This is a genomic window from Alishewanella aestuarii B11 (assembly GCF_000280055.1).
In the GTDB taxonomy this organism is placed as follows: Bacteria; Pseudomonadota; Gammaproteobacteria; order Enterobacterales; family Alteromonadaceae; genus Alishewanella; species Alishewanella aestuarii.
Map to the genome: position 1 here is coordinate 1 of NZ_ALAB01000004.1, position 22,216 is coordinate 22,216.

General features: G+C 51.7%; 19 protein-coding genes and 1 riboswitch. Of the genes, 15 read left to right on the plus strand and 4 right to left on the minus strand.

What is annotated here, in order from left to right:
- Nucleotides 1-47: 47 nt before the first annotated feature.
- Nucleotides 48-872: a bifunctional DNA-formamidopyrimidine glycosylase/DNA-(apurinic or apyrimidinic site) lyase gene (gene mutM / locus AEST_RS02505; protein WP_008606829.1), complete on the plus strand. Its 825-nt coding sequence runs from the start codon at nucleotides 48-50 to the stop codon at nucleotides 870-872.
- Between the two features lie 43 nt (nucleotides 873-915).
- On the opposite strand, the gene AEST_RS02510 is transcribed toward mutM, so the two are convergent.
- From AEST_RS02510 to AEST_RS02520, 3 genes are read right to left on the minus strand one after another with little or no spacing between them, the layout of a single operon-like run.
- The gene (locus tag AEST_RS02510; protein ID WP_008606830.1) at nucleotides 916-2,553 is read right to left on the minus strand and encodes a BamA/TamA family outer membrane protein; all 1,638 of its coding nucleotides are present in this window, start codon (nucleotides 2,551-2,553) and stop codon (nucleotides 916-918) included.
- 13 nt (nucleotides 2,554-2,566) lie between these two features.
- A complete protein-coding gene (locus AEST_RS02515) occupies nucleotides 2,567-3,427 on the minus strand; it encodes a mechanosensitive ion channel family protein (RefSeq protein ID WP_008606832.1) in 861 nt (286 codons plus the stop codon).
- 9 nt (nucleotides 3,428-3,436) lie between these two features.
- Complete coding sequence (locus AEST_RS02520; protein WP_008606833.1) at nucleotides 3,437-4,243, minus strand: DUF432 domain-containing protein; 807 nt, start codon at nucleotides 4,241-4,243, stop codon at nucleotides 3,437-3,439.
- A 286-nt stretch (nucleotides 4,244-4,529) separates the two neighbouring features.
- Between AEST_RS02520 and mgtE the strand changes: the two genes are divergently transcribed.
- From mgtE to AEST_RS02560, 8 genes are all read left to right on the plus strand, one after another.
- Nucleotides 4,530-5,873: a magnesium transporter gene (mgtE, locus tag AEST_RS02525; protein WP_008606834.1), complete on the plus strand. Its 1,344-nt coding sequence runs from the start codon at nucleotides 4,530-4,532 to the stop codon at nucleotides 5,871-5,873.
- A gap of 156 nt (nucleotides 5,874-6,029) precedes the next feature.
- The gene (locus AEST_RS02530) at nucleotides 6,030-6,446 is read left to right on the plus strand and encodes a type 2 periplasmic-binding domain-containing protein (RefSeq protein WP_008606835.1); all 417 of its coding nucleotides are present in this window, start codon (nucleotides 6,030-6,032) and stop codon (nucleotides 6,444-6,446) included.
- Nucleotides 6,436-7,599, plus strand: a complete 1,164-nt coding sequence (locus AEST_RS02535; protein ID WP_008606836.1) for a hypothetical protein — start codon at nucleotides 6,436-6,438, stop codon at nucleotides 7,597-7,599. Before AEST_RS02530 ends, AEST_RS02535 begins: the two co-directional genes overlap by 11 nt.
- Nucleotides 7,599-9,965: a putative bifunctional diguanylate cyclase/phosphodiesterase gene (locus AEST_RS02540; protein ID WP_008606837.1), complete on the plus strand. Its 2,367-nt coding sequence runs from the start codon at nucleotides 7,599-7,601 to the stop codon at nucleotides 9,963-9,965. The genes AEST_RS02535 and AEST_RS02540 overlap by 1 nt, the downstream gene beginning before the upstream one ends.
- A gap of 54 nt (nucleotides 9,966-10,019) precedes the next feature.
- A riboswitch (TPP riboswitch) is annotated at nucleotides 10,020-10,136 on the plus strand.
- Between the two features lie 71 nt (nucleotides 10,137-10,207).
- The gene (locus tag AEST_RS02545) at nucleotides 10,208-12,286 is read left to right on the plus strand and encodes a TonB-dependent receptor (protein ID WP_008606838.1); all 2,079 of its coding nucleotides are present in this window, start codon (nucleotides 10,208-10,210) and stop codon (nucleotides 12,284-12,286) included.
- A gap of 11 nt (nucleotides 12,287-12,297) precedes the next feature.
- On the plus strand, nucleotides 12,298-12,546 hold the full coding sequence (locus tag AEST_RS02550; protein ID WP_008606839.1) for a hypothetical protein: 249 nt from the start codon (nucleotides 12,298-12,300) through the stop codon (nucleotides 12,544-12,546).
- Nucleotides 12,543-13,172 carry a nicotinamide riboside transporter PnuC gene (gene pnuC / locus AEST_RS02555; RefSeq protein ID WP_008606840.1) on the plus strand — a complete coding sequence of 210 codons (630 nt, stop codon included), beginning with the start codon at nucleotides 12,543-12,545 and terminating at the stop codon, nucleotides 13,170-13,172. The genes AEST_RS02550 and pnuC overlap by 4 nt, the downstream gene beginning before the upstream one ends.
- Entirely contained in the window at nucleotides 13,121-14,032 is a 912-nt protein-coding gene (locus AEST_RS02560; RefSeq protein WP_039924951.1) for a phosphotransferase, read from the plus strand. The genes pnuC and AEST_RS02560 overlap by 52 nt, the downstream gene beginning before the upstream one ends.
- Here the strand turns inward: AEST_RS02560 and AEST_RS02565 are convergent.
- Entirely contained in the window at nucleotides 14,006-14,188 is a 183-nt protein-coding gene (locus AEST_RS02565) for a helix-turn-helix domain-containing protein (protein ID WP_008606842.1), read from the minus strand. The two genes, AEST_RS02560 and AEST_RS02565, sit on opposite strands and share 27 nt — an antisense overlap.
- 179 nt (nucleotides 14,189-14,367) lie before the next feature.
- On the opposite strand from AEST_RS02565, the gene AEST_RS02570 reads away from it, so the two are divergent.
- The 6 genes from AEST_RS02570 to AEST_RS02595 all read left to right on the plus strand — a co-directional run bounded on the left by AEST_RS02570 (nucleotide 14,368) and on the right by AEST_RS02595 (nucleotide 22,216).
- On the plus strand, nucleotides 14,368-16,488 hold the full coding sequence (locus AEST_RS02570) for a S9 family peptidase (protein WP_008606843.1): 2,121 nt from the start codon (nucleotides 14,368-14,370) through the stop codon (nucleotides 16,486-16,488).
- A gap of 269 nt (nucleotides 16,489-16,757) precedes the next feature.
- The gene (locus AEST_RS02575) at nucleotides 16,758-19,553 is read left to right on the plus strand and encodes a monovalent cation/H+ antiporter subunit A (protein WP_008606844.1); all 2,796 of its coding nucleotides are present in this window, start codon (nucleotides 16,758-16,760) and stop codon (nucleotides 19,551-19,553) included.
- Nucleotides 19,553-19,909, plus strand: a complete 357-nt coding sequence (locus tag AEST_RS02580; protein ID WP_008606845.1) for a Na+/H+ antiporter subunit C — start codon at nucleotides 19,553-19,555, stop codon at nucleotides 19,907-19,909. Before AEST_RS02575 ends, AEST_RS02580 begins: the two co-directional genes overlap by 1 nt.
- The gene (locus AEST_RS02585) at nucleotides 19,906-21,420 is read left to right on the plus strand and encodes a monovalent cation/H+ antiporter subunit D (RefSeq protein WP_008606847.1); all 1,515 of its coding nucleotides are present in this window, start codon (nucleotides 19,906-19,908) and stop codon (nucleotides 21,418-21,420) included. Before AEST_RS02580 ends, AEST_RS02585 begins: the two co-directional genes overlap by 4 nt.
- Nucleotides 21,417-21,953: a Na+/H+ antiporter subunit E gene (locus AEST_RS02590; RefSeq protein ID WP_008606848.1), complete on the plus strand. Its 537-nt coding sequence runs from the start codon at nucleotides 21,417-21,419 to the stop codon at nucleotides 21,951-21,953. The genes AEST_RS02585 and AEST_RS02590 overlap by 4 nt, the downstream gene beginning before the upstream one ends.
- Nucleotides 21,947-22,216, plus strand: coding sequence for a K+/H+ antiporter subunit F (locus tag AEST_RS02595; RefSeq protein WP_008606849.1), 270 nt, complete (start codon nucleotides 21,947-21,949; stop codon nucleotides 22,214-22,216). Before AEST_RS02590 ends, AEST_RS02595 begins: the two co-directional genes overlap by 7 nt.

Genomic DNA, 22,216 nt, shown 5'->3' on the forward strand with positions numbered 1-22,216 from the left:
AAAAACAAGCAGCAAACGTCAACACGCCCTTAATACCGGAGTATAAGATGCCAGAGTTACCTGAAGTTGAGGTCTCGCGTTTGGGGATCAGCCCGCATTTGCAAGGACAACAGCTAACCAAGGTTGTCGCCCGGCAGCGTCAGTTGCGTTGGTGGGTGCCGGATGAGGTGCTGCAGCAACAGCAGCAACCGATTTTAGCGGTAAGACGGCGCGCCAAGTATTTACTGCTCGATTTGCCCGGCGGCAGTATTATTCTGCATTTGGGGATGTCGGGGCATTTAAAGGTGGTACCGGCGGATCTGGCGCCGGGTAAACATGATCATCTGGATTTGCTATTTGCAAACGGTACTGCACTGCGCTTAAACGATACCCGGCGCTTTGGTGCCGTGCTGTGGCAGGCACAAGGCGAGCAACATCCGTTGCTGGCCCAGTTAGGGCCTGAGCCATTAACGGCCGACTTTACTGCGGAAACCCTGATCCAGGCTTGTCAGCGCCGCGGCAGCGCGATCAAACTGGTATTAATGGATAACCATGTGGTGGTGGGTGTTGGGAATATTTATGCCAATGAAGCCTTATTTAAAGCTGGTATTAATCCACAGCAACCGGCGCGCGACGTCAGTGCTGATAAGTTGGCATTGCTCTGTACCATCGTCAAAGAAACCCTGACGGCGGCAATAGTGCAGGGCGGCACCACGCTGCGTGATTTTAGTCAGGTAGACGGTAAGCCCGGCTATTTTAAACAGGAGTTATTGGTATACGGCCGTGGTGGCCAGCCGTGCGTTAACTGCGATACTGCGCTGTCAGAAGTGCGGTTGGGCCAGCGCAGTACGGTATTTTGCCCGCTCTGTCAGCCGTTGCTGCAAAAGAACTAGGGCGTGTTGACGTTTGCTGCTTAGATTTTAGTCTGGCGCAGTGTTAAAAACGGCGCTTGGCAGTCACACGCCACTGCCAGCTGCCGAGATCCGGGTTATCACTGATTGGCCGCGTCAGATCCAGATGAATCATGGTGCCGCGGCTGGAGTGGCTGGACAGCAAGCGAATGCCGACGCCCAGGCCAAACAGAATTTCATCATCGATACCGGCTTTACCGTTTAATGCGGCCAAATCCTCTGCGGAGCGGCCGCCCCAGCTGCGGCCGACATCACCAAAGGCGGCAAAGCCGACATCAAAAATCTGCCATAAATTCCAGTCGGTATAATGGCGATACTCTGCGGTGGCCACCATGCGGTTATCGCCACGCTGATAATACAGCGGGAAGGCGCGCAGGCCACTATCGCCGCCGAGATACAGCGCTTCGTCGGCAAACAAGTTGCGGCCGCGTTCGGCGGAGATACTGCCGACCAGACTATTGCGGGCGTTGAGCTGATGATTAAGCTGTAAACCCAGATGCCACAACTCTTGCTTGCGCTGCTGCCAGTCCAGCTGTTGATAGGCCAGATCTGAAAAGAGCCAGGTGCGGTCGTTCAGTTGCCAGGCTTTGCTTACCTCCGCTTCCAGCCTTAAACCATCTTCATCGGCGCCCAGCCAGGGTTGCATTAAGCCCAACCGCAGCCGCAGTTGCCAGCCGGCATTAATATCCTCTACCCGGTTAAACTGATTGATATTAAACAGCTTGTAGAAGTCGTCCTGCAGTAACTGGTATTCCAGATAAAGGTAAGACAGGTTGCGCTGTTCAGGCAAGCTTAAAACCGTACTGTCCAGTTCATTAAAATCAACATCCTCCAGTTGCATACCAATATTGAGCCGTTGGATGGTGTGACCGCGCAGTGCCAATTTAAAACCGGCAGAAGCATCAAACTGGTGCCGGGTGCGGTTATATTCGTTAACGGTTTCCGATAATAAGTAATCAGTGACCTGCTCTTTGTTTTTTACCAGGTCAGCATTAAAGGCCCAGTTCGAATCCAGCCGGTAGAACGGCCGCTGTACTGCGAAGCGATAATTTTCACCATCCGAGTTATCGGCATAGCTAAGCAGGGTGTTCCAGTGGCTACCAAAGATATTTGGGCTAGCGAAGCTAAGTAAGTAACCACTACGCTCACTGTCTTTGGCGTAATCAAGCTGGATCTGATTACCTGAACCCAGCAGGTTATCTTCGGCAACACCTAGCGAGTACTTGGTTTCACCCCCCTCGCTGGAAAAATCGATTTTTGGCAGGAGTGACCAGTTATCCCAGGTGGTGACGCGCACGGTCGCGGTATTCGCTCCAGGGCAATACTGTACAACCTCTACCCTGGCATCACGCAGATAACGGCGGCTACGTAATAGACGCTCGGTCTCGGCCAGCTCTGATAGGTTCAGCGGGGCATCCTGCAGAAACAGTAAGTCATCGCGGATGGTTTGTTCGGTGGTAATAATGTGGGTGTGGTTAGCAAAGCGATGTAGCCAGAATATACCAGGCTCATCAAGATCAAAGACGTTTTCTTGTTGAAATTGAATTGTAGCAATTATCGGTTGGCGTGTTTTTAGTTTTGTCGGATCGAAGTCAGACTGACAATCTGCCGCAAGGGGCAGACTGCACAGACCGATACCGAGCAGACCAAACTGACGCCACATTACACTTCTCCCTTTAACTGCGTCCGGATTTTGCCTCGCTACTGGCAGTGCCGCTTGTAAATTGCATTGGCGTCATGCCCTCGGCCGAAAGATATACCGTACGTTGTGGATAGGGTATTTCAATATTTTCTGCTTCAAAGGCGAGTTTGATCTCCTCTTGCAAACTATTACGCAAAGCCCGGAAATTTTCTGACGTACTCCACACTGAAAATTGCAGATTCAGTGCTGAATCGCCAAAGCCGGTGAATAAAAACGCTGGCGCCGGTTCATCCAGACATAACGGATTGTTCTCAGCAACGGAAAACAACACTTGTCGTACTTTGGAGATATTTTCTTTATAGGCGACGCCCAACAATATATCAAACCGCCGGATCGGGAACCGGGTCAGATTAGTCACTTCAGATTTAATCAGGCTTTCATTCGGCAGCCTTACAAAGAGATTATCAAAGGTACGCAGTTTTACAGAAAGTAAATCGATCGACAGCACCTCACCGGTAGTATTACCCACTTTAATCACATCACCGACCTGAAAAGGTTGCTCGCCAATTAAAAACAGGCCGCTAATCAGGTTTGAGGCAGATGTTTGTGAGGCAAAGCCAATAGCGACAGATAGTACCCCAGCGGCCCCGAGTAACACGCCCAGCGAAAAGCCCAACTGATGTAATGCCGATGCGCTGAATAATGCCAGGATGAGCCAGTAAATCAGACGTTTAAACAGTGCGGCATGATGGCGGGAAAAGTTTTTACTGATCAGTTTTTCGGCAGCCCGTGACACCTGGCGCGCCAACACAAAGCCAATGCTGACAAATAACAGTGCTTGCAAGCCATTTATCACAGTAGGTGAATTTAAAAATAGCCAGAGTTTGTCTAGCATAGCAACTCCTTAGTGCTGAAAAATGTCGGTGAACGCACGGACCAGGCCTCTGGAATCCGTTTTAAACTGCGCCGGTGCGAGTTGCTGTTGGCTGGTCAAACCTACTGGTAAGGTTTGACCCAGTTGAAAGTGGCTCAGGCTTTGCAGGTTTTCATGTCTTAATACTATCGGATCGGTCCATAAGCTGCCGTCCTGATGACCATACAGTGCCAGATAGGGTAAAGGAATACTTAGCTTATCCAAGGTTAATATGGCTGTGGAGCGGTTTTCAATGGTCACAGCAGTGATTGCCCGGTGCGGGCGTGGCGGAATTTCCTCTAAACAGTGTCTGGCCTGAGTTTTATCGGCGTAGCAAAGCTCCCCCTGATGCGTTGGTGGCCCAAACCAGGTATCAGATAAACGTTGCACAGGGAGCTGGAGCAAACTCAATGCAGGTTGTTGCACTGTGATATCGATCACCACCGGTGAGCTAATGTAAAACACACTGTTTTCTCCGGGGGGAATACTTACCCGCTGCCGGGTTTTAATTACCACGGACCGATCCAGTAGTTTGGGTTTAAGCTGAAAAGTAGTAGGGCTGTTGCGGAACATAAAGCGCTGTGTGGCGAGTAATTCAGGTAAACAGACCGCACCGTTGCTTTCTAATCTGCATTGCAGTTCTGATTCATTATCGCGCTCGAAGCTAAACAACCATTCCTGCAAATTACGCTTTAGGTATAAGGTAAGTGGACCTATAGCGACTTGCCAGCATTGCTCAAGCTCTAGTGCCTGAGGTAACCACCACTGTAAAGGTGAAGCGTGCTCAGATGTTGACATAATACACTCCTGTTGGTGACCCCTATGCTAGCAGAAAGTCGCAGTTGCACCAGAAAACTTTTTCCCGCTCAGGTTGAGTTAAGCTAAGTTAAACTATAAAATAACCAGCAATTTAGCCAGTCTTTACCTGGCAACTTAACCCTTACCCTTGTGGAGTTTGCATCCTTTATGGACTTACCCAGTAGCAGGCCTAGCCTGCATATTCCCAAGATTCGAATTAATCTGCGCTTAATAAGCTGACGCTATAATGTCTCTTATCAAGCGCCCGAGCTGATAAGAGGCCGTTATGGAATTACCCGTTCTTATCGAAACCTTAAGTGCCGCCCTTGAGCACGACACGGTACATTTGCTTCGTGACCAGCTGGAAGATGTGCATCCGGCTGACTATGCCGCCGCGTTAACTGAATTTCCACCACAAGATTTATGGACCTTGCTCACTGCTTTGCCGCGAGCTGAACAAGCGGAAGTCTTTGGTTATTTACCGGCAGAGCAGCAGGTTAAACTGGCGATTAGCGTCAGTCGTCGTAAACTCTCGCCGATTATCCGGCAAATGTCGTCTGATGAACGCGCCGATCTGTTTAACCGCTTAACTGATGAACAGCGTGATACCTTATTACCGGCACTGGCTCAGGCTGAACGTGAGGATCTGCTGCGTCTGACGTCTTACGAGGAGGGCACCGCCGGTGCTATTATGACGTCGGATTACGCAATCCTGCAGCCGGAGTTGACCGTGCGGGAGGCGATTGAAGTACTTCGCCGTGAAGCGCCGGATAAAGAAACTATCTATTCTGCCTATGTTGTAGATAAAGCGCGTAAGCTAATTGGTGTTGTCAGTTTACGTGACCTGATACTGGCACCGGTCAGTATGCGGGTTGATGATTTAATGAATCACGATCCGATCTGTGCCAGCGTTGAAATGCCGCAGGAAGAAGTGGCCGCCTTGATTGCCAAGTATGACTTACTGGCCCTGCCTATCGTGAATGAGCTGGAGCAGATGGTCGGTATTGTTACCTACGACGATGCAATGGATGTCGCAGAAGAAGAGGCCACTGAAGACTTCCACAAAACCGCCACTATCGGCAAGCTGGAAAGTAGCGTGAAAGAGGCGGGTATCGGCCTGCTGTACCGCAAGCGGGTATTCTGGTTGGTGGTGCTGGTGTTTGGCAATATTTTTTCCGGTGCCGGTATCGCCTTTTATGAAGAAACCATTTCCAGTTATCTGGCCTTATTATTCTTTTTGCCGTTACTGATTGCCAGTAGCGGTAACGCTGGCGCACAATCCGGCACCCTTATGGTTCGGGCGCTGGCCACCGGTGATATCAAGCTGCGCGACTGGGGCTATTTGTTGGGTAAAGAATGTTTAGTCGCAGGTTTGCTGGGTTTGACGATGTCTGCGGCTGTGGTTGGCCTGGGCTTCTGGCGCGGTGGTGCAGATATTGCTGTCGTTGTGGCCTCTACCATGATGTTGGTAGTGTTGGTGGGTAGTTTAATCGGCATGTCGCTGCCGTTTTTACTGAGCCGCTTTAATCTGGACCCGGCCACCGCCAGTGGCCCACTGATCACATCCATTGCGGATGTGGCTGGGGTAGTGTTGTATTTTTCAATTGCTACCTGGTATCTGGGGTTGTAAATTTTTTTATCGGTTGGTAACAACCCAAAGGTACTATTGCGCATGTATCGTGTATTCAATATCTTAAGCATATTAGGCGATTAAGTTGCAGAAAATGCCGGTCATTGACCGGCATTTTCGTGGCTGAGTAAAAATGCTTGTTTAAACGGATATGCGATGAGATTGTGGTTTGTGCTCTGTTGTTGTCTGCTGCTGACGCTGCCCTGCCGGGCGGTTGAGGTCGTAGTACATGCCGCGGTGACTGACACTCAGCTCAGCACCGCCCAGCTACGAGCAATCTTTACCATGCGGCAAACCCGCTGGTCTGATGGCCAGAGCATTCAGGTTCTGGTACTAGCCTCTGATCATGAGTTGCATCAGGCGTTTACCCGTAAATTTCTGAAGATGTTCCCTTATCAACTGGACGCAATCTGGCACCGACAACGCTATTCAGGTATCGGTGGTTCGCCACTACTGCTGGCGTCGGTAGATGAATTGCGTACCGCTCTTTCTCAAACTCCCGGCGCTATTGGCTATCTGCCCGCCGGTACCGGCACGGCTGAATTAAAAGTGGTGACACCGTATGAAAACTAATTGGTCAGCCGCGGCAATGCTGGCGTTATCCGCTCATACCACTGCCTCAGCCAGTGTAGAATGGCATGGCTTTATTGCACAGGGGCTGGCGCAGTCAGAAAATTCCAACGCGATTAACAACTCCGGTAAGGTGTCATCAGCGTTGAGTGAGCTTGGCTTAAACGCTAAGTGGCAGCTTTCAGATCGCTGGCGGCTTGCTGGTCAGGTTGTTTATCTGGATGGCGGTAATCGTTATCCGCAGGGCGCCCGACTGGATTATCTGTTTTTGGATTTTAGTCTGGTCGAGCGCTTTGACCATCAGATCAATCTCTATGTCGGCCGTTACAAAAACCAGCACTGGTTATTTTCCAGCACCCGTGATGTGCCCTTTACCCGCCCCAGCATCATCTTGCCGCAATCCGTTTATTACGATGCGTTTCGCGACATTGCCGTGGCCAGTGATGGTATTGGTTTAAAGGGATATTGGCAGCACCCGGCCGGAGAACTGGAATATAACTGGAGTTATGGTGCGACCAAAATCAGTCGCGATCAAAGTCGTATTTTACTAAGTCCGCAGATCCAGGGTAAGGCGGAGCAAAAGTATGTGCATCAGGCCAGTGTGTTTTGGCAGGGGACTGGCAGTCAGGCCAGTTATGGGTTGTCGTTACTGGATTCCGAATTCAGTTACAACCCGGGCAATCCTGATGTTTTTGTTGCCAGCGAGGTGATTTTACAGCGGGTGATGCTCAATTGGCGGTACCAGTTGGAAAACTGGGAGTTTGCTTCTGAGTTGATGCAAGAGCGGATGTCGGTAAATGGCTTTTATCTGCCGGTATTTACCGAAACGCTGCACGGTCTGGGCGGATATTTATCGGCCCGTTATCGTTTTAGCGGGGGCTTATCTGCACTGGCAACGGTCGATTATTTAACCCGTAACAAGCATGATAAACGCGGCAGTAGCCTGGAACAGCTCGGTGTGCCGGCTTATTTTGGCTATCAGCAAAGCCTGATGCTGGGGTTTAGTTACGATCTGGCGCCAAATCTACGCCTGCAGGCAGAGCAACACTGGGTCGATGGTACTGGCCGTTTGTCACCCAGTCTGGTGCCGGATCTGAGCAGAAATCAGCAGCGTTACTGGCAGTTGTGGGCATTACAACTGATGTATTGGTTCTGATGCGCTTTCTAAGCTTCCCGTCGAAGATCCTGGCACTGACGCTGGTATTGATGCTGGTGCTGCTGATCGTGATCACCTCTATCTCTGTACAGCGTCTCAATGATAGCTTTGCAACCCAGCAACAGTTAAAGCAGCAGGTTGAGCAGCATTTTAGCCAGTATCAACAACTATTGCATAGCCAGTTACAAGCCTGGTTTGATAGCTTTGCCGAACTAATGCAACTACCAACGCAACAAGGGTTTAGTCAGTTTACCGAGGCTCTGCAACAGCGTTATGACAGCTTTAGCCTATACCTGAATATTGAAGCGCTGTGGTTTTTTGCACCCGATCAAGCTGAGCCAGTATTCGCAACCGGTGCACTGCCGGCCGTGCTGGCAGAGATGGTAATCCAGACCAGGCAACAACAACGGCCTGTTACCCGCAGTTACTGTGTAGAGCACTGCAGTACTCTGGTCAGTCTGCCGTTATCAGATCGCGATGGCCAGGTCGGCGTATTAATTGCCAGTCAAACACTGGCTGATATTGTCGTCGCAATGGGGCAGGCATTACGTAGTGAAATCATGATCGTCGCGACTGATGGTCAGGACACCCGAATTTTGTCTGCCACTTCACGTGCTCCTGTTGCCGCCTTTTCAAAGCTGAACGGCACCATCGGACTGTTTAATACCGATCAAAGCCCGTTCTACATATACTCTTTACCTCTGACTGAACAGCAAGGGCAACAGTATGCCTTATTGTTGCTGGAAGATCTCAGTGCCTATCAGAGGGCTAACCAGCAATTTCGCTGGCAATTGATCGGTATGGCCTCACTGTGCTTTTTGCTGTTCGCCTGGTTAACCTACTGGTTAACCCGCCGCCTGACCGGTCGCTTATTAAAAGTATCCCGGGTGCTACCACTGTTGGCTGAACATCAGTTTAAGGCGTTTCGGGCCGCCTTACCGGTGAAAAGCCCGCTGCTGGTCGATGAGGTTGATCGCTTAAGTGAAGTCAGTCAGACCCTGAGCTTTCAGTTGGAGCAGCTGCAACATGACGTACTGACCCAAACCCGTGAGCTGGAAAATATGGCGATGTTTGACCTGCTAACCGGTCTGGCGAATCGCAATATGTTGCAGTTCCAGCTGAAAAAGCGGCTGGCCGCCTTAACACCGACCGGGCACTTTCTCGGACTGTTCTTTCTTGATCTGGACCAGTTTAAACGCGTAAACGATATTCGCGGCCATGAGCAGGGCGATCAATTGTTAATTGAAGCGGCACAGCGCTTACGGGCCGTGCTGCAAAAAACCGACTTAGCCTGTCGTTTTGGCGGTGACGAATTTGTGGTGGTCACCGAAGCGGCCGATCTGCAGCAACTGGAGCAGTTGGCGGCACGGTTGGTTGTGGTATTCCGGCAACCGATGCATTTACAGGGCGAGGAATATCAGTTGAATGTTAGTGTTGGTATCAGTAGCAGCCGGGATGCCAGCCTGAAACCGGATGATCTGGTGCGTCAGGCCGACCTTGCTATGTATCAGGCTAAGGCTCGCGGCGGCGGTTGCTGGCATTTCTATAGCCAACAGATGTTTGATGCGTTCCAGGATCGTTTGGCATTAGAGCAGGATTTGAAGCTGGCGCTGAGTTTGCAGCAGTTTGACTTACATTTGCAGCCGAAAATCCGTCTAGCCGACCGGAAATTGGTCGGGTTGGAAGCATTGTTACGTTGGCAAAGTCCAAGCCGGGGTCTGGTGCCGCCAGACGAATTTATCTCGGTGCTGGAATATGCGCAGTTAATGATCCCGGTTGGCTACTGGGTTATCGAACAGGGCTTTAGCCTGATGGCTGGCTTACGTCAGGCTGGGCTGGGCGACTTGCAGCTGGCCATTAATCTGTCGCCGGCACAATTAACTGATCCGGGCTTACCGGTGGTGCTGGAGCAGTTACTGCAGAAATATCAGCTGAACGCTGCGGATTTTGAGTTTGAACTTACTGAGAGTATGCTGGCGAAAAACCTGACCGAGACGATCAATAGTATGCAACGCCTGAAAGCCCAGGGCTTTGCCCTGGCGATTGATGACTTTGGTACTGGCTATTCTTCGCTCAGTTATTTACGGCAACTGCCGGTAGATACCATCAAAATTGATAAGAGCTTTGTATTTGGCATGCTGGATAATCAGGCCGACTACGACATCATTACCTCGACTATTGCCATGGTCCGCAAGCTGGGCTTACAGGTCGTGGCGGAAGGCGTGGAAACCCAGGCCCAGGCAAAAAGCTTACTGCAACACCAATGTGATCAGGGCCAGGGCTATTTATTTGCCAGACCAATCCCGGCGGCTAATTTGGTGCAAACTCTGACGGAAAATATTAATCAGCTACAACAGTGGCGCTAGGGCAGGCTTGCTCTTTTGCCGCTTGAATTTTGGTAATAAGTCCTCTAGACTGCCAGCGCAACCAAGGGGTGCCCTTCTGAAATATTCGGAGGTGTGCTGAGATGCCGTTTTGGTAAACCCTTAGAACCTGATCCGGATCATACCGGCGGAGGGATGGTGCTAACTCCCCAAAAAGCGTGCCTGTGACTTTCGTGTCCTGAGCCATGCTGTGTGATCCGCTACATCTATTCGGAGTTGATCACATGCTGTTTCGTATTTCTGCATTATCTCTGGCGTTAAGCGCTGCCATAGCGGTCAGCGCAACCGAAGCTGAACTTGAACATATCACGGTAAAAGGCGATTTCCGGCAACAGGATCTGCAACGTCTGGCGGGCAGTGTGGCGGTTTTATCCGAGCAGGATTTACAGCGCCAGTCGGTACAACACCTGGATGACGCACTGCGGCAATTCGCCAATGTCAACTTTGCTGCCGGGGCGTCCCGTGGCCGTTTTTTACAGGTGCGGGGTATTGGCGAGCGCAGCGAATTTATTGATGTGATTAACCCATCGGTGGGCATTCTGATTGATGGCATCGACTATGCCGGCTTGGGGATCAGCAGTCTGGCGCATCCGGAGCAACTGGAAATCTTCCGTGGCCCGGAAGCCACCCGTTTTGGTACCAATGCGCTGGCTGGCATGGTAAATCTGACCAGTAAGGCGCCTAGCGCCGTGGCGGAAGGGAAGGTCAGTGCCACTGTGGCTAACTACGATAGCTGGCAGTTAACCGGGGTCTATAGTGCGCCGATCAGTGAACAGCTGGCGTACAGCCTGACGCTGGATCAGAATAAATCAGCGGGTTTTATAAACAATGCCTATCTGAACCGCGATGACACCAATAATCTGGATGAATTTACTGCCCGGCTGCGCCTTGATTATCAGGCGTTAGCTGAGCTGAAACTCGGCTTTACCGCGCATTTGATTGATCAGCAAAATGGTTACGACGCCTTTTCACTGGATCGTAACCGCACCACCTTATCCGATGAGCCCGGGCAGGACAAATTACGTAGCAAAGCAGTAGCTGTGACAGCCGACTACCATGGGCTGGCGCTGGCGGATATGTTTACCCAGCTGAGCTATCTGAACGCGGATTCGGATTATGGCTTTGATGAAGACTGGAGTTATGTTGGTATCCATCCCTGGGGTTACTCCTATCAGGATCGTTACCTGCGCGGCCGTGAACAATGGACGCTGGATTACCGGCTAACCTCTAAAACCGACGGCCAGCTATGGGGGCAAACTGATTGGGTTGTTGGGCTTTATGCCAGTCAACGCGACCTGTCTCTGTCGCGATTACGCCGGGCCGAGAGTCGCTGGCGTTATTTTGATAGCAGCCTGGAGCGGCGTAATCTGGCGCTTTATGCTGAAACCCAAAGCCCACTGACCGACAAGCTGACGCTGGTGCTGGGTGGACGTGTCGAGCGCTACCGCGATGATTATCTGGACTCGGGTAATATTAGTTTACGCCCGAACGAAACCCTGTGGGGCGGTAAAATCAGCCTGAACTATCAGCTGAATCAGCAAGCGATGCTGTATGGCTTGTTATCACGCGGTTATAAGGTGGGCGGGATCAATGGTGAGGCTCTGGCGAGAGCCGGCGAAGATCGTTTTGCGCAACTGGCTGAAAAAGCCAGCTTTAAGTCAGAGAGCTTGCTCAATGCTGAGTTTGGCGTCAAGGGTAGTGCTGCCGATGGCAGTTTAACCACCCGGGTGGCTGCGTTTTATATGTGGCGGGATGATATGCAGGTTAAGGGTTGGTTAAATCCGGATCTGGGCCCGGAGTTTGCCGGTTTTATCGATAATGCTGCCAGTGGCCGTAACTATGGTCTGGAGGCCGAAACCCGACTGCTGTTGTCACCAAGTACACAACTTTTTGTCAATCTTGGCTATTTGCAAAGCAAATTGGGTCGTTACCAGACCGACAGTGGCCTGGATATGACCGGCCGCGATCAGGCGCATGCGCCACGTGTTAACTACAGTGTCGGTGCCGACTGGTATCTGACTGAACAGCTGACGCTGCAAGCGGGCGTGCAGGGCAACAGTGGTTTCTACTACTCAGATGGTCATAATGCTAAAGCCGGTAGCAGCCAACTGCTGAATCTGCAGCTTGGCTATCAGCTGGCACAGTGGGAGCTGGCAGTATGGCTGCGCAATGCGCTGGATAAAGATGTTGGGGTGCGGGGATTCTATTTTGGCAATGATCCCCGTGATGAATATGCGCCCCATGTTTATGAACAGTTTGCTGAACCGCGCCGCTTCGGTGCCACTATCAGCTATAGCTTCTAATGGAGGTTCGAATGCAACTCTCAGTTGAAATTAGTAAGTATCCGCTGGCCGAGGATTATAAAGGCCCTATTCTGGCCTTTCTTGGGCAGTTAGCGCAGGAGACGGAGATTGAAGTGCTGACCAATACCATGAGCACCCAGATCTTTGGTGAATACGACGCTGTGATGCAAGCCTTACAGCGTTGTATGCGCTGGTCGATGGAGCACTACGGTAAGCTGGTGTTTGTCTGTAAGTTTATTCCCGGTGATTTGCGGCCATGAATGAACTGCTGAGCAAGCTGATTGCCGACTGGCAACTGTTACACAGTATCGAGCTGGTGGCGACGGTACTGGCGATAGCCTATGTGTTACTGGCCCTGAAGCAGAGCATCTGGTGTTGGCCGGCGGCCTTGCTCAGCACCTTACTTTTTACTCATGTGATGTGGGATTCTGCGTTGTTATCCGATGCGCTGCTGCATCTGTATTATGCCGGTATGGCCTTGTATGGTTGGTGGCGCTGGCAGCAACTGAAGCAGCAACCCGGGCAGGCTCATACCGTGTTTGAATGGGCCTGGCAGCGTCATTTATTACTGATCAGCCTGACCGCCATGGGCGGTCTGGCATTAGGCTACCTGATGGCCAATTATACCCGGGCTGACTTTGCCTATCTGGATGCTCAAACCACAGCCTTTAGCCTGGTAGCCACCTGGCTGGTCGCGAAAAAGCTGTTATCAAACTGGCTATACTGGGTGGTGATTGATGCCGTGTCGATCTTTATCTATGCGCAAAAACATCTGTATTTTCTGACCGCGTTGTTTATGCTGTATACCATTATTGCCGTAGTGGGATATTTTGCATGGCGCAGCCATTATCAACTGCAGCTGACATTGCACAGCAAGACGCTGTAAGGCAGCTTTGCGAACAACTGGAGTTTTTTCAGCAGCACCCGCCGCTGGAGATCCGGCCCCTGGCTGCCGGCCAGAGTAATCTGAACTACTATCTGCGTACTGCGCGTGGCGAATATGTGCTGCGGCGCTATGCCCGCCAACTTGGTATATGCCGGCAGCAGGAGTTTCGTTGCCAACAGGCTGCTGCCGCTAAACAGATCGCTGCCACACCTTTGCTGCTGCATAACCATCAGCAACTGCTGATTTCGGAGTTTCTTCCCGGTGGCGAGCCGCTTACGCTTACCGACAGTCGTTTGAGCTTGCTGGCGGATACGTTGGCGATTTTGCATAACCTAAGGGTGCAAACGCCACTATTGCAGCCTGCCAGTTACCTGCGGCAACTACTGGCTCAGGGACAGCAGAGTACCCTGCAACCCGCTGCTGACCTTTTTGCAGCGTTACAACAATGTGCTGAGCAATTAGCGGGGATGGCAACGGATCTGGTGCTCTGTCATCTGGATCTGCACGCCGATAACCTGCTGTGGAATGGCAATAAAATCTGGTTACTGGATTTTGAGTATAGTCAGCTGTGCGACAACAGCTTTGATTTGGCGGCGATTATGCTGCATTTTGAGCTGACAACAGCGCAGCAGCAAAGATTGTTGAACCAATATAGCGCACAGCGGCGCTATCCGGACCGGCATACCGCAGAGCGTTTGGCAGCGACCTTGCCACAACGCCTGCGACTGGCAAAATGCCTGTATAGTGGCTTTTGCTGGCTTTGGTATCAGGCCACGCCTGCCCTGCACGAAAGGGCAAACAGTTGGCAGCAGAGATTACAGCAGTTACTGCAATCAGAGACCACCGAGCCGTTCCGCTAACACCTTGTAGCGTTTGACGTCTTCTTCGGCAAACATCGGTTTACCACTGGCATCTTTTTCCGCTGGCACCAATAGGTGTTCGCGGGTTAAGCGTTCGACCCGGATCACCGGAATACCCAATACCTCTGCCACTTGTTCAGTGGTTAATAAACCCATTTTGACTCTCCCGTTTTTCTTATTATTTGCGATCAGCAGCTACTTTGCATCAGTATAAGTCATGCTGCAAGGGCTGCCAGGTCGGATGTTACAGTGTTTTACATTTTTTTGCTGGTAGCGGGTTAAAAAAACGTGCTAAATGAAAATGTGTTTATTAACGAAAGCAAAGCGAGGTTAAAATGTTTCTGAAACAGCCGCTGCTGTGGTTTGTTGCCATCCTCAGCGTTCCGGTGATGGCCAGCTCAGCAGTATTAACGGAGGCGCCACGAGCCGCCAAAGTGGATTTTCAGGTGGTCTCACCCCATGGTACCCGTAACGACCCTTATTATTGGCTGCGTGATGATACGCGTTCTGAGCCAAAAGTCCTGGCGTATTTAGAGCAGGAAAATGCCTGGTACCGTCAATATAGTGCGGGCTACCAACAACTGACGACGCAACTGACCGAAGAAATTATTGGTCGGGTAAAGCAGGATGATAGCTCTGTCCCTTATCGCAAAGGCGATTACCTGTACTACAGCCGCTATGAAACCGGTAAAGAGTATCCGATCTACGCCCGTAAGGCGGCGAGCGGCGGCGCTGAACAAGTGTTGCTGGATGTGAATCAACTGGCCGAGGGCAAGGATTTCTATCAGGTCGCTAATCTGGCGATCAGCCCGGACCAACAGTTACTGGCCTATATGGAAGATCTGAATGGCCGGCGTCAGTATACGCTGCGGATACGGGACCTGCGTACCGGCCAGGAATTAACGGATTCCTTAAGCGGGCTCTCGGCAGCCATTGCCTGGTCGGCGGATAGTAAACAGCTGTTTGTGGTACAGAATGATCCGGTGACCTTGCTTAGTAACAAGGTGCTGCGGCATACCTTGGGTCAGGACCCGGCCAAAGCGGCGCTGGTTTATGAAGAGTCAGACAACAGTTTCTATATGTGGGTCAGCAATAGTCAGGATAACCGCTATGTAATGATTCAGCTTGGTAGTACCGTATCTGACGAGATCAGAGTATTGGATGCGGCTAAAACTGATGGTCAGTTTCAGGTGCTAGCGCCAAGACAGCGTGATTTTAAGTACGGCGCTGAGCATTTGAACGGCCGCTGGATTATCCGTACTGACTGGGAAGCGCCGAACTATCGGCTGATGACAGTAGCGGCTGATAAAATCGGTGATCGCACGCACTGGCAGCCACTGCTGGCGCATAGCGAGCAGATTTTTATCCAGAATTTTGAGCTGTTTAATGATTATCTGGCGATCAGTGAGCGCAGTGACGGTTTACAGCGGATCCGGGTGATGCCATGGCAGGATCCTAGCAAAGCCTATTATATCAGCTCTGATGAAGCGGCGTATGTAACCGGCTTTGACATGAATGCCGAGCAGAATACCACTCTGCTGCGTTATACCTATACCTCTTTGACCACGCCGCCCAGCGTCTATCAGCTGGATATGGCAAGCGGTGAGAAGACGCTGTTGAAACAACAGGAAGTGTTAGGTGGCTTCGATAAAGCCAACTATGTGACAGAGCGGGTATGGGCAACGGCGCAGGATGGTACCCGGATCCCGGTATCACTGCTGTATCGCAAAGGCTTTAAACGGGATGGCTCTGCCCCCCTGTATCAATATGCCTATGGCTCTTATGGCATGTCGATGGATCCCTGGTTCCGGGCCAGCGTATTATCGCTGGTGGACCGCGGCTTTGTTTATGCCATAGCCCATATCCGTGGCGGGCAGGAAATGGGCCGGCATTGGTATGAGCAGGGTAAACTGCTGAATAAAATCAATACCTTTACTGATTTTATTGCCGTTACCGACCATCTGGTAGCCGAAAAATATGCCGCCAAAGATAAGGTGATTGGTATGGGTGGCAGCGCCGGCGGTTTGCTAATGGGTGCAGTGGCGAATATGGCACCGCAGAAATACCGGGCGCTGGTCGCACATGTGCCGTTCGTCGATGTGGTGACTACCATGCTGGATGAAAGCATTCCACTGACCACCAACGAGTTTGATGAATGGGGTAACCCGAAACAGCAACCTTTTTACGATTATATGCTGTCGTACTCGCCCTATGATCAGGTTTCTGCTCAGGCCTATCCGGCTATGCTGGTGACCACAGGTTTACATGACTCCCAGGTGCAATATTTTGAGCCGGCAAAGTGGGTCGCCCGCCTGCGCGAGCTGAAAACCGACAACAACCCCTTGCTGTTCCGCACCAATATGGAAGCCGGACACGGTGGTAAGTCAGGGCGTTTTGCCCGTCTGGCGGAAACGGCTGAAGAATATGCCTTTATTCTGAATCTGCTGGCAAAATAACCGCTACGTTTTGGGCAACGGCTGCATTGCCGGTCGTTGCCCCTGCATTTCGCGCTCCCTGCCTCGCTTTAGCCTGCCAGCGATAGACTTTTTTCAGCGCTACAGGTATAACTATAAGCATAATAATAAATTATTTTACCTGTCATGTCGGAATTCCCAGACATCCTCTATGCTGAAGTCAAATCGGTACCAGCTGCTGTCGTAAGGGTGGCGGGGTGCTGCTGTTACTCAGGTCAGCCACTTAATCACTTACAGGAACTTACTGCGCTATGAATGTGTTATGGATTTTGCTGCTACCGATGCTGGGGACCCTGGTGCCGTTATTGCTGGCCAAACAATCCCGCAGCCGTAATGCCTGGGGTACCGCGGCGGCGCCAGCGCTGGCGCTGGCGATCTTATTAAGCACCACTCAAAGCGTGTTTTCCGGCGAGGTATTGTTGCAGCAATGGCAATGGATCCCGCTGCTGGGGCTGGATCTGACCATCCGGCTGGACGGCCTGGCGTACCTGTTTTCCTTACTGATCCTGGCCATTGGCCTGCTGATTATTCTGTATGCCCGTTATTATCTGTCTGAGCAGGACTCGATGCCGCGTTTCTACAGCTTTCTGATGCTGTTTATGACGGCGATGCTGGGGATAGTGCTGTCGGGTAATATTCTGCAAATCTGGTTGTTTTGGGAGCTCACCAGCATCAGTTCCTTTTTACTGATCAGCTTCTGGTGGCATAAGTCTGAAGCGCGCCGTGGCGCTCGCATGGCATTAACCATTACCGGTGGTGGCGGGCTTTGTTTGTTAGCGGCATTTTTACTGCTGGGCAATATTGCCGGCAGTTACCAACTGGCTGATATCTTAGAGCAGGGAGCCTTAATTCAGCAACACAGTCTGTATCCGCTGCTGCTGGTGCTGTTCTTACTGGGCTGTTTTACCAAGTCAGCACAGTTCCCGTTTCATTTCTGGTTACCCAATGCCATGGCGGCCCCGACGCCGGTCAGTGCCTATCTGCACTCTGCTACTATGGTTAAAGCCGGTATCTTTCTGCTGGCGCGCTTTTACCCAGCGTTGTCGGGCACTGAGCTCTGGTTCTTGCTGGTTAGCTTAACCGGCCTGACGACTTTGTTGGTTGGTGCTTATCTGGCGCTGTTTAAACATGATTTAAAGGGCCTGCTGGCCTATTCCACCATCAGCCATCTGGGGTTGATCACCTTATTGTTTGGTCTGAATGCGCCGCTGGCGGCGGTGGCCGGCGTTTTTCATATTATTAACCACGCGACCTTTAAAGCCTCACTCTTTATGGCCGCCGGTATTATTGACCATGAATCCGGTTCGCGCGATATGCGGCGCCTAAATGGTCTGTGGCAGTTTATGCCGATCACCGCAACCCTGATGATGGTGGCCGCTGCGGCCATGGCCGGGGTGCCGCTGCTGAATGGTTTCCTGTCAAAGGAAATGTTTTTCGCCGAAACATTGCAACAGCACCTGCTGGGCGCCTTATCCTGGATTATTCCGCTACTGGCAACGGTGGCGGCGGTTTTCTCGGTCGCGTATTCGTTACGCTTAATTCATGACGTGTTCTTTAATGGTCAGCCGAAAGGACTGACCAAGACGCCGCATGAGCCGCCGCGCTATATGCGCTTACCGGTTGAGGTGCTGGTAGTGCTCTGTATTCTGGTTGGGATAGCACCCGCGATGTTGGTTGGCGGTTTATTAAATAGCGCAGCCAGTGCGGTGCTCGCCGGTAATTTACCGGAGTACAGCCTGGCGATCTGGCATGGCTTTAATCTGCCGCTGCTGATGAGTGCCATCGCGCTGGCCGGTGGTGTGCTGATGTATGTAAAACGCAAGCAACTGTTTGATTTTCAGAGTGCGCTACCTGGTGTCGATACACTGAATATTTTTGAGCAGCTGATGAAACAGCTGACCCGCAGCGCCGAAAAACTGTATAACTGGATTGATAATGGTTCGCTGCAGCGTTATATGGCGCTGCTGTTAACCGCCTTTGTGATCCTGGCCGGCTTGCCGCTGATCCAGATGGATGCGCTGGGCGGCGGCCGGGCGGAAATTCCCATCGATGCGGTTAATGCGACCGGTGCCGCTATGCTGCTGATCAGTGCCTTTGCCACTGTGGTCTGGCATCGCAAACGGGTCGTGGCCTTACTGATGATTTCAGTGGTGGGCCTGATGGTGTCGATTGCCTTTACCCGCTTTTCGGCCCCCGATCTGGCACTGACACAATTAAGTGTGGAAGTGGTGACCATTATTCTGCTAATGCTGGCACTGTTCTTCCTGCCACATAAAACGCCGAAACAATCTGAGCCATCTAAGGTGGTACGGGATCTGGGGCTGGCCTCTCTGGTCGGTATTATTGTCGGTAGCCTAAGCTATGCCATTATGACGCGGCCCTTTACCACCATTTCTGATTTCTTTATTGCCAATGCCAAAACCGGCGGTGGCGGCACCAATGTGGTGAACGTGATCCTGGTCGATTTCCGCGGCTTTGATACGCTGGGTGAAATCGCGGTACTGGGGATTGCTGCGCTGGGGATCTTTAAATTACTAACCCGTATTCCGGTATTTAAACCCAGCAGCGACGGCGAAGGCCGGCCCTGGGCCCGAGAGCGGCACCCGTTACTCTTGGCCACCGTGGCCCAGAGTATCCTGCCGCTGGCGCTGATGGTGTCTATCTATATTTTCTTCCGTGGGCATAACCTGCCGGGTGGTGGCTTTATCGCCGGCTTGATTACTGCGGTGGCCATTATCCTGCTCTATATCTCGCAAGGGGTGGACTGGGTTAAAGCGCGGATGAATATCGAGTATCAGCGGGTGGTGGCAGTGGGTCTATTGATTGCCTTTATGACCGGGTTAGCAAGCTGGCTGTTTGGCCGCCCTTATCTGACGTCCTGGTTCGACTACTTCCAGTTACCGCTATTTGGAGAAATCGAACTGGCCAGTGCTATTGCTTTTGATTTGGGCGTCTATGTCACTGTTGTTGGCGCGACCCTGCTGATCCTGGCCAGCCTGGGTAAGATGACCACCTCGTACCGGCCAACTCATAAGGAGCAATTGTAATGGAAACCCTGTTTGCCTTATGTATCGGTTTTTTAACCGCCTGTGGCGTGTTTTTAATGCTGCGTGGCCGTACCTTCCCGGTCGTGGTAGGTTTGACCATGCTGTCTTATGCGGTCAATTTGTTTATCTTTGCCTCCGGCCGCTTAAATCTGAAAGGTGCAGTGGTACTGGGAACGTCCGACAATTACGCGGATCCTTTGCCACAGGCCTTGGTATTAACCGCGATAGTAATAGGTTTTGCGATGACAGCCTTTTTAGTGATCCTGGCGATCCGGGCCCGCGCCGATCTGGGGAATGACCACGTGGATGGCAGTATGCCGGCGCCGCGTCACGCCAAGCGGGAGCGCACCAAATGAATCATTTGATCCTGGTGCCGATATTACTGCCGTTTTTAACGGCGCTGCTGATTATGCTGCCGCCAATCCACTATTCACCACAGCGCCGGCGTTGGCTCAGTATGATCGCCACTGCATTGCTGCTGGTGGTATCCGTCGTCTTATTGCTCACTATTCAGCAGCAAGGGCTGACATTTTACGCCCTTGGGAATTGGCAACCGCCTTTTGGTATCATAATGGTGGCTGATCTGGTCAGCTGCATTATGCTGTGTCTAACTGCCTTTCTGGCTCTGGGCGCCATCAGCTATGGCAGTGCCGGTGAAGATGAAAAAGGCTCATTCTTCCACCCGCTGTTTCAGTTCCAACTAATGGGGATTAACGGCGCCTTCCTTACCGGCGACCTGTTTAACCTGTTCGTATTTTTTGAAGTCCTGCTGATTGCTTCCTATGCGTTGTTGATCCATGCCGGTGGCAAAAATAAAACCCGTGCGACTGTGCATTATGTGATACTAAACTTGACCGGCTCGGCAGTGTTCTTGCTGGCCCTGGCGATCCTGTACGGTACCCTGGGCACGCTGAATATTGCCGACATGGCACTGAAAGTCACCCAGTTGCCGGATGATAACCTGATGCTGGTTAAAGCCGGCGCCTTAATGCTGTTGATAGTCTTTGCGCTGAAGGCGGCTATTTTGCCGCTGCAGTTCTGGTTACCGGCTACCTATGCCTCCGCCTCGGCGCCTGTTGCCGCCCTGTTTGCGGTAATGACCAAGATTGGTGTTTATGCACTGCTGCGGGTGTTTACCACCATTTTTGGCGAGCAAGCTGGCCCACTACAAGGGTTAGCGAACAGTTGGTTGTGGCCCTTTGGCTTAGCGACGATGCTGCTTGGCGCCATTGGTGTGCTGGCCAGTCAGGATTTCCGTAAGCTGGTTGCCAATCTGGTGCTGGTTTCGGTTGGCAGTCTGGTGGTGCTGGTGGCAGTACAAAATACCGCTGCCCATGCTGCGGTACTGTATTACACCGTACACTCGACCTTGATCTGTGGCGCCTTATTCCTGCTGGCAGATTTGATTGCGACCCAGCGTGGCAAGGCACAGGATCGACTGGTCGCCGCGCGGCGGGTGAATCAACCGGTGTTGTTGGGCACGCTCTTTGTGCTGTGTGCTATTTCTGTCGCTGGCCTACCGCCGTTATCAGGCTTTATCGGCAAGGTGATGCTGCTGCAGGCGGCCTTTGGCGCCAATGGTCAATACTGGCTGTGGGCTATTCTGTTGTTATCCAGCCTATTAGTACTGATTGGTCTGTCACGTGCCGGTAGTACCCTGTTCTGGCGGGTAAGTGGTATGCAAAAAGCCGAAGAGCGGGTGCAACCTTTACAATTATTTGCCGTGTTATGGTTACTCAGTGCCAGCCTGCTGCTAATGGTATTCGCCGGCCCACTGACAGAACTTAGCTTTGCTGCCGCCCGCCAACTGGCAGATGTGCTGGGTACCATCCAAAGCATTCTTCCCGGCTCAGGAGTCTTACCATGAGAATGACACCCCGCTTTAGCTGGTTGCCGACGCCTTATCGTAGCCTGCTGTTATTTGTGATCTGGTTATTGCTGAACCAGAGTCTGGCGCTGCTGCATTTGTTTTTTGCAACAGTATTGGCGATTGGTATTCCCTGGATCTGTTACCGCTTCCGCGATCCGCAGCCATTAATTGAACGCCCGGGCCTGGCGCTGCGTTATATTCTGCGGGTGTTTGCCGACATTATTACCGCTAATGCACAGGTGGCGGTGTTGATCCTGGGACCTGTTAAGAAGCTGCGCCCTGCCTTTGTCCGGATCCCGCTGGATTTACAACATAATTTACCGCTGACCATTCTCGCAGCGTCAGTATCGATGACCCCGGGAACGGTAAGTGCCGATATTTACCCCAGCATCGAGCATCTGGCACCCGACGAACCGCTGCCACAGCGCTGGTTACTGATCCACGTCTTGGATATGGATAATGAAGCCGAGCTGATTGCCACCATCAAAAGCCGCTATGAAGCACCACTGAAGGAGATCTTCCAATGTTAGCGCAGGTGATTTTTTTAGTGTTCGGGATGATTAGCCTGGCATTGCTGCTTAATCTATGGCGGCTGATGCGTGGTCCCAGCCTGCCCGATCGGATCCTGGCGCTGGATACCATGTATATCAACAGTATCGCGCTGATTATCCTTTATGGCTTGCTGATGGGCTCGCCGCTGTATTTTGAAGCGGCGCTGCTGATTGCGATGATTGGTTTTGTGAGTACCGTCGCGGTATGTAAGTTCTTACTTCGTGGCGACATTATTGAATAG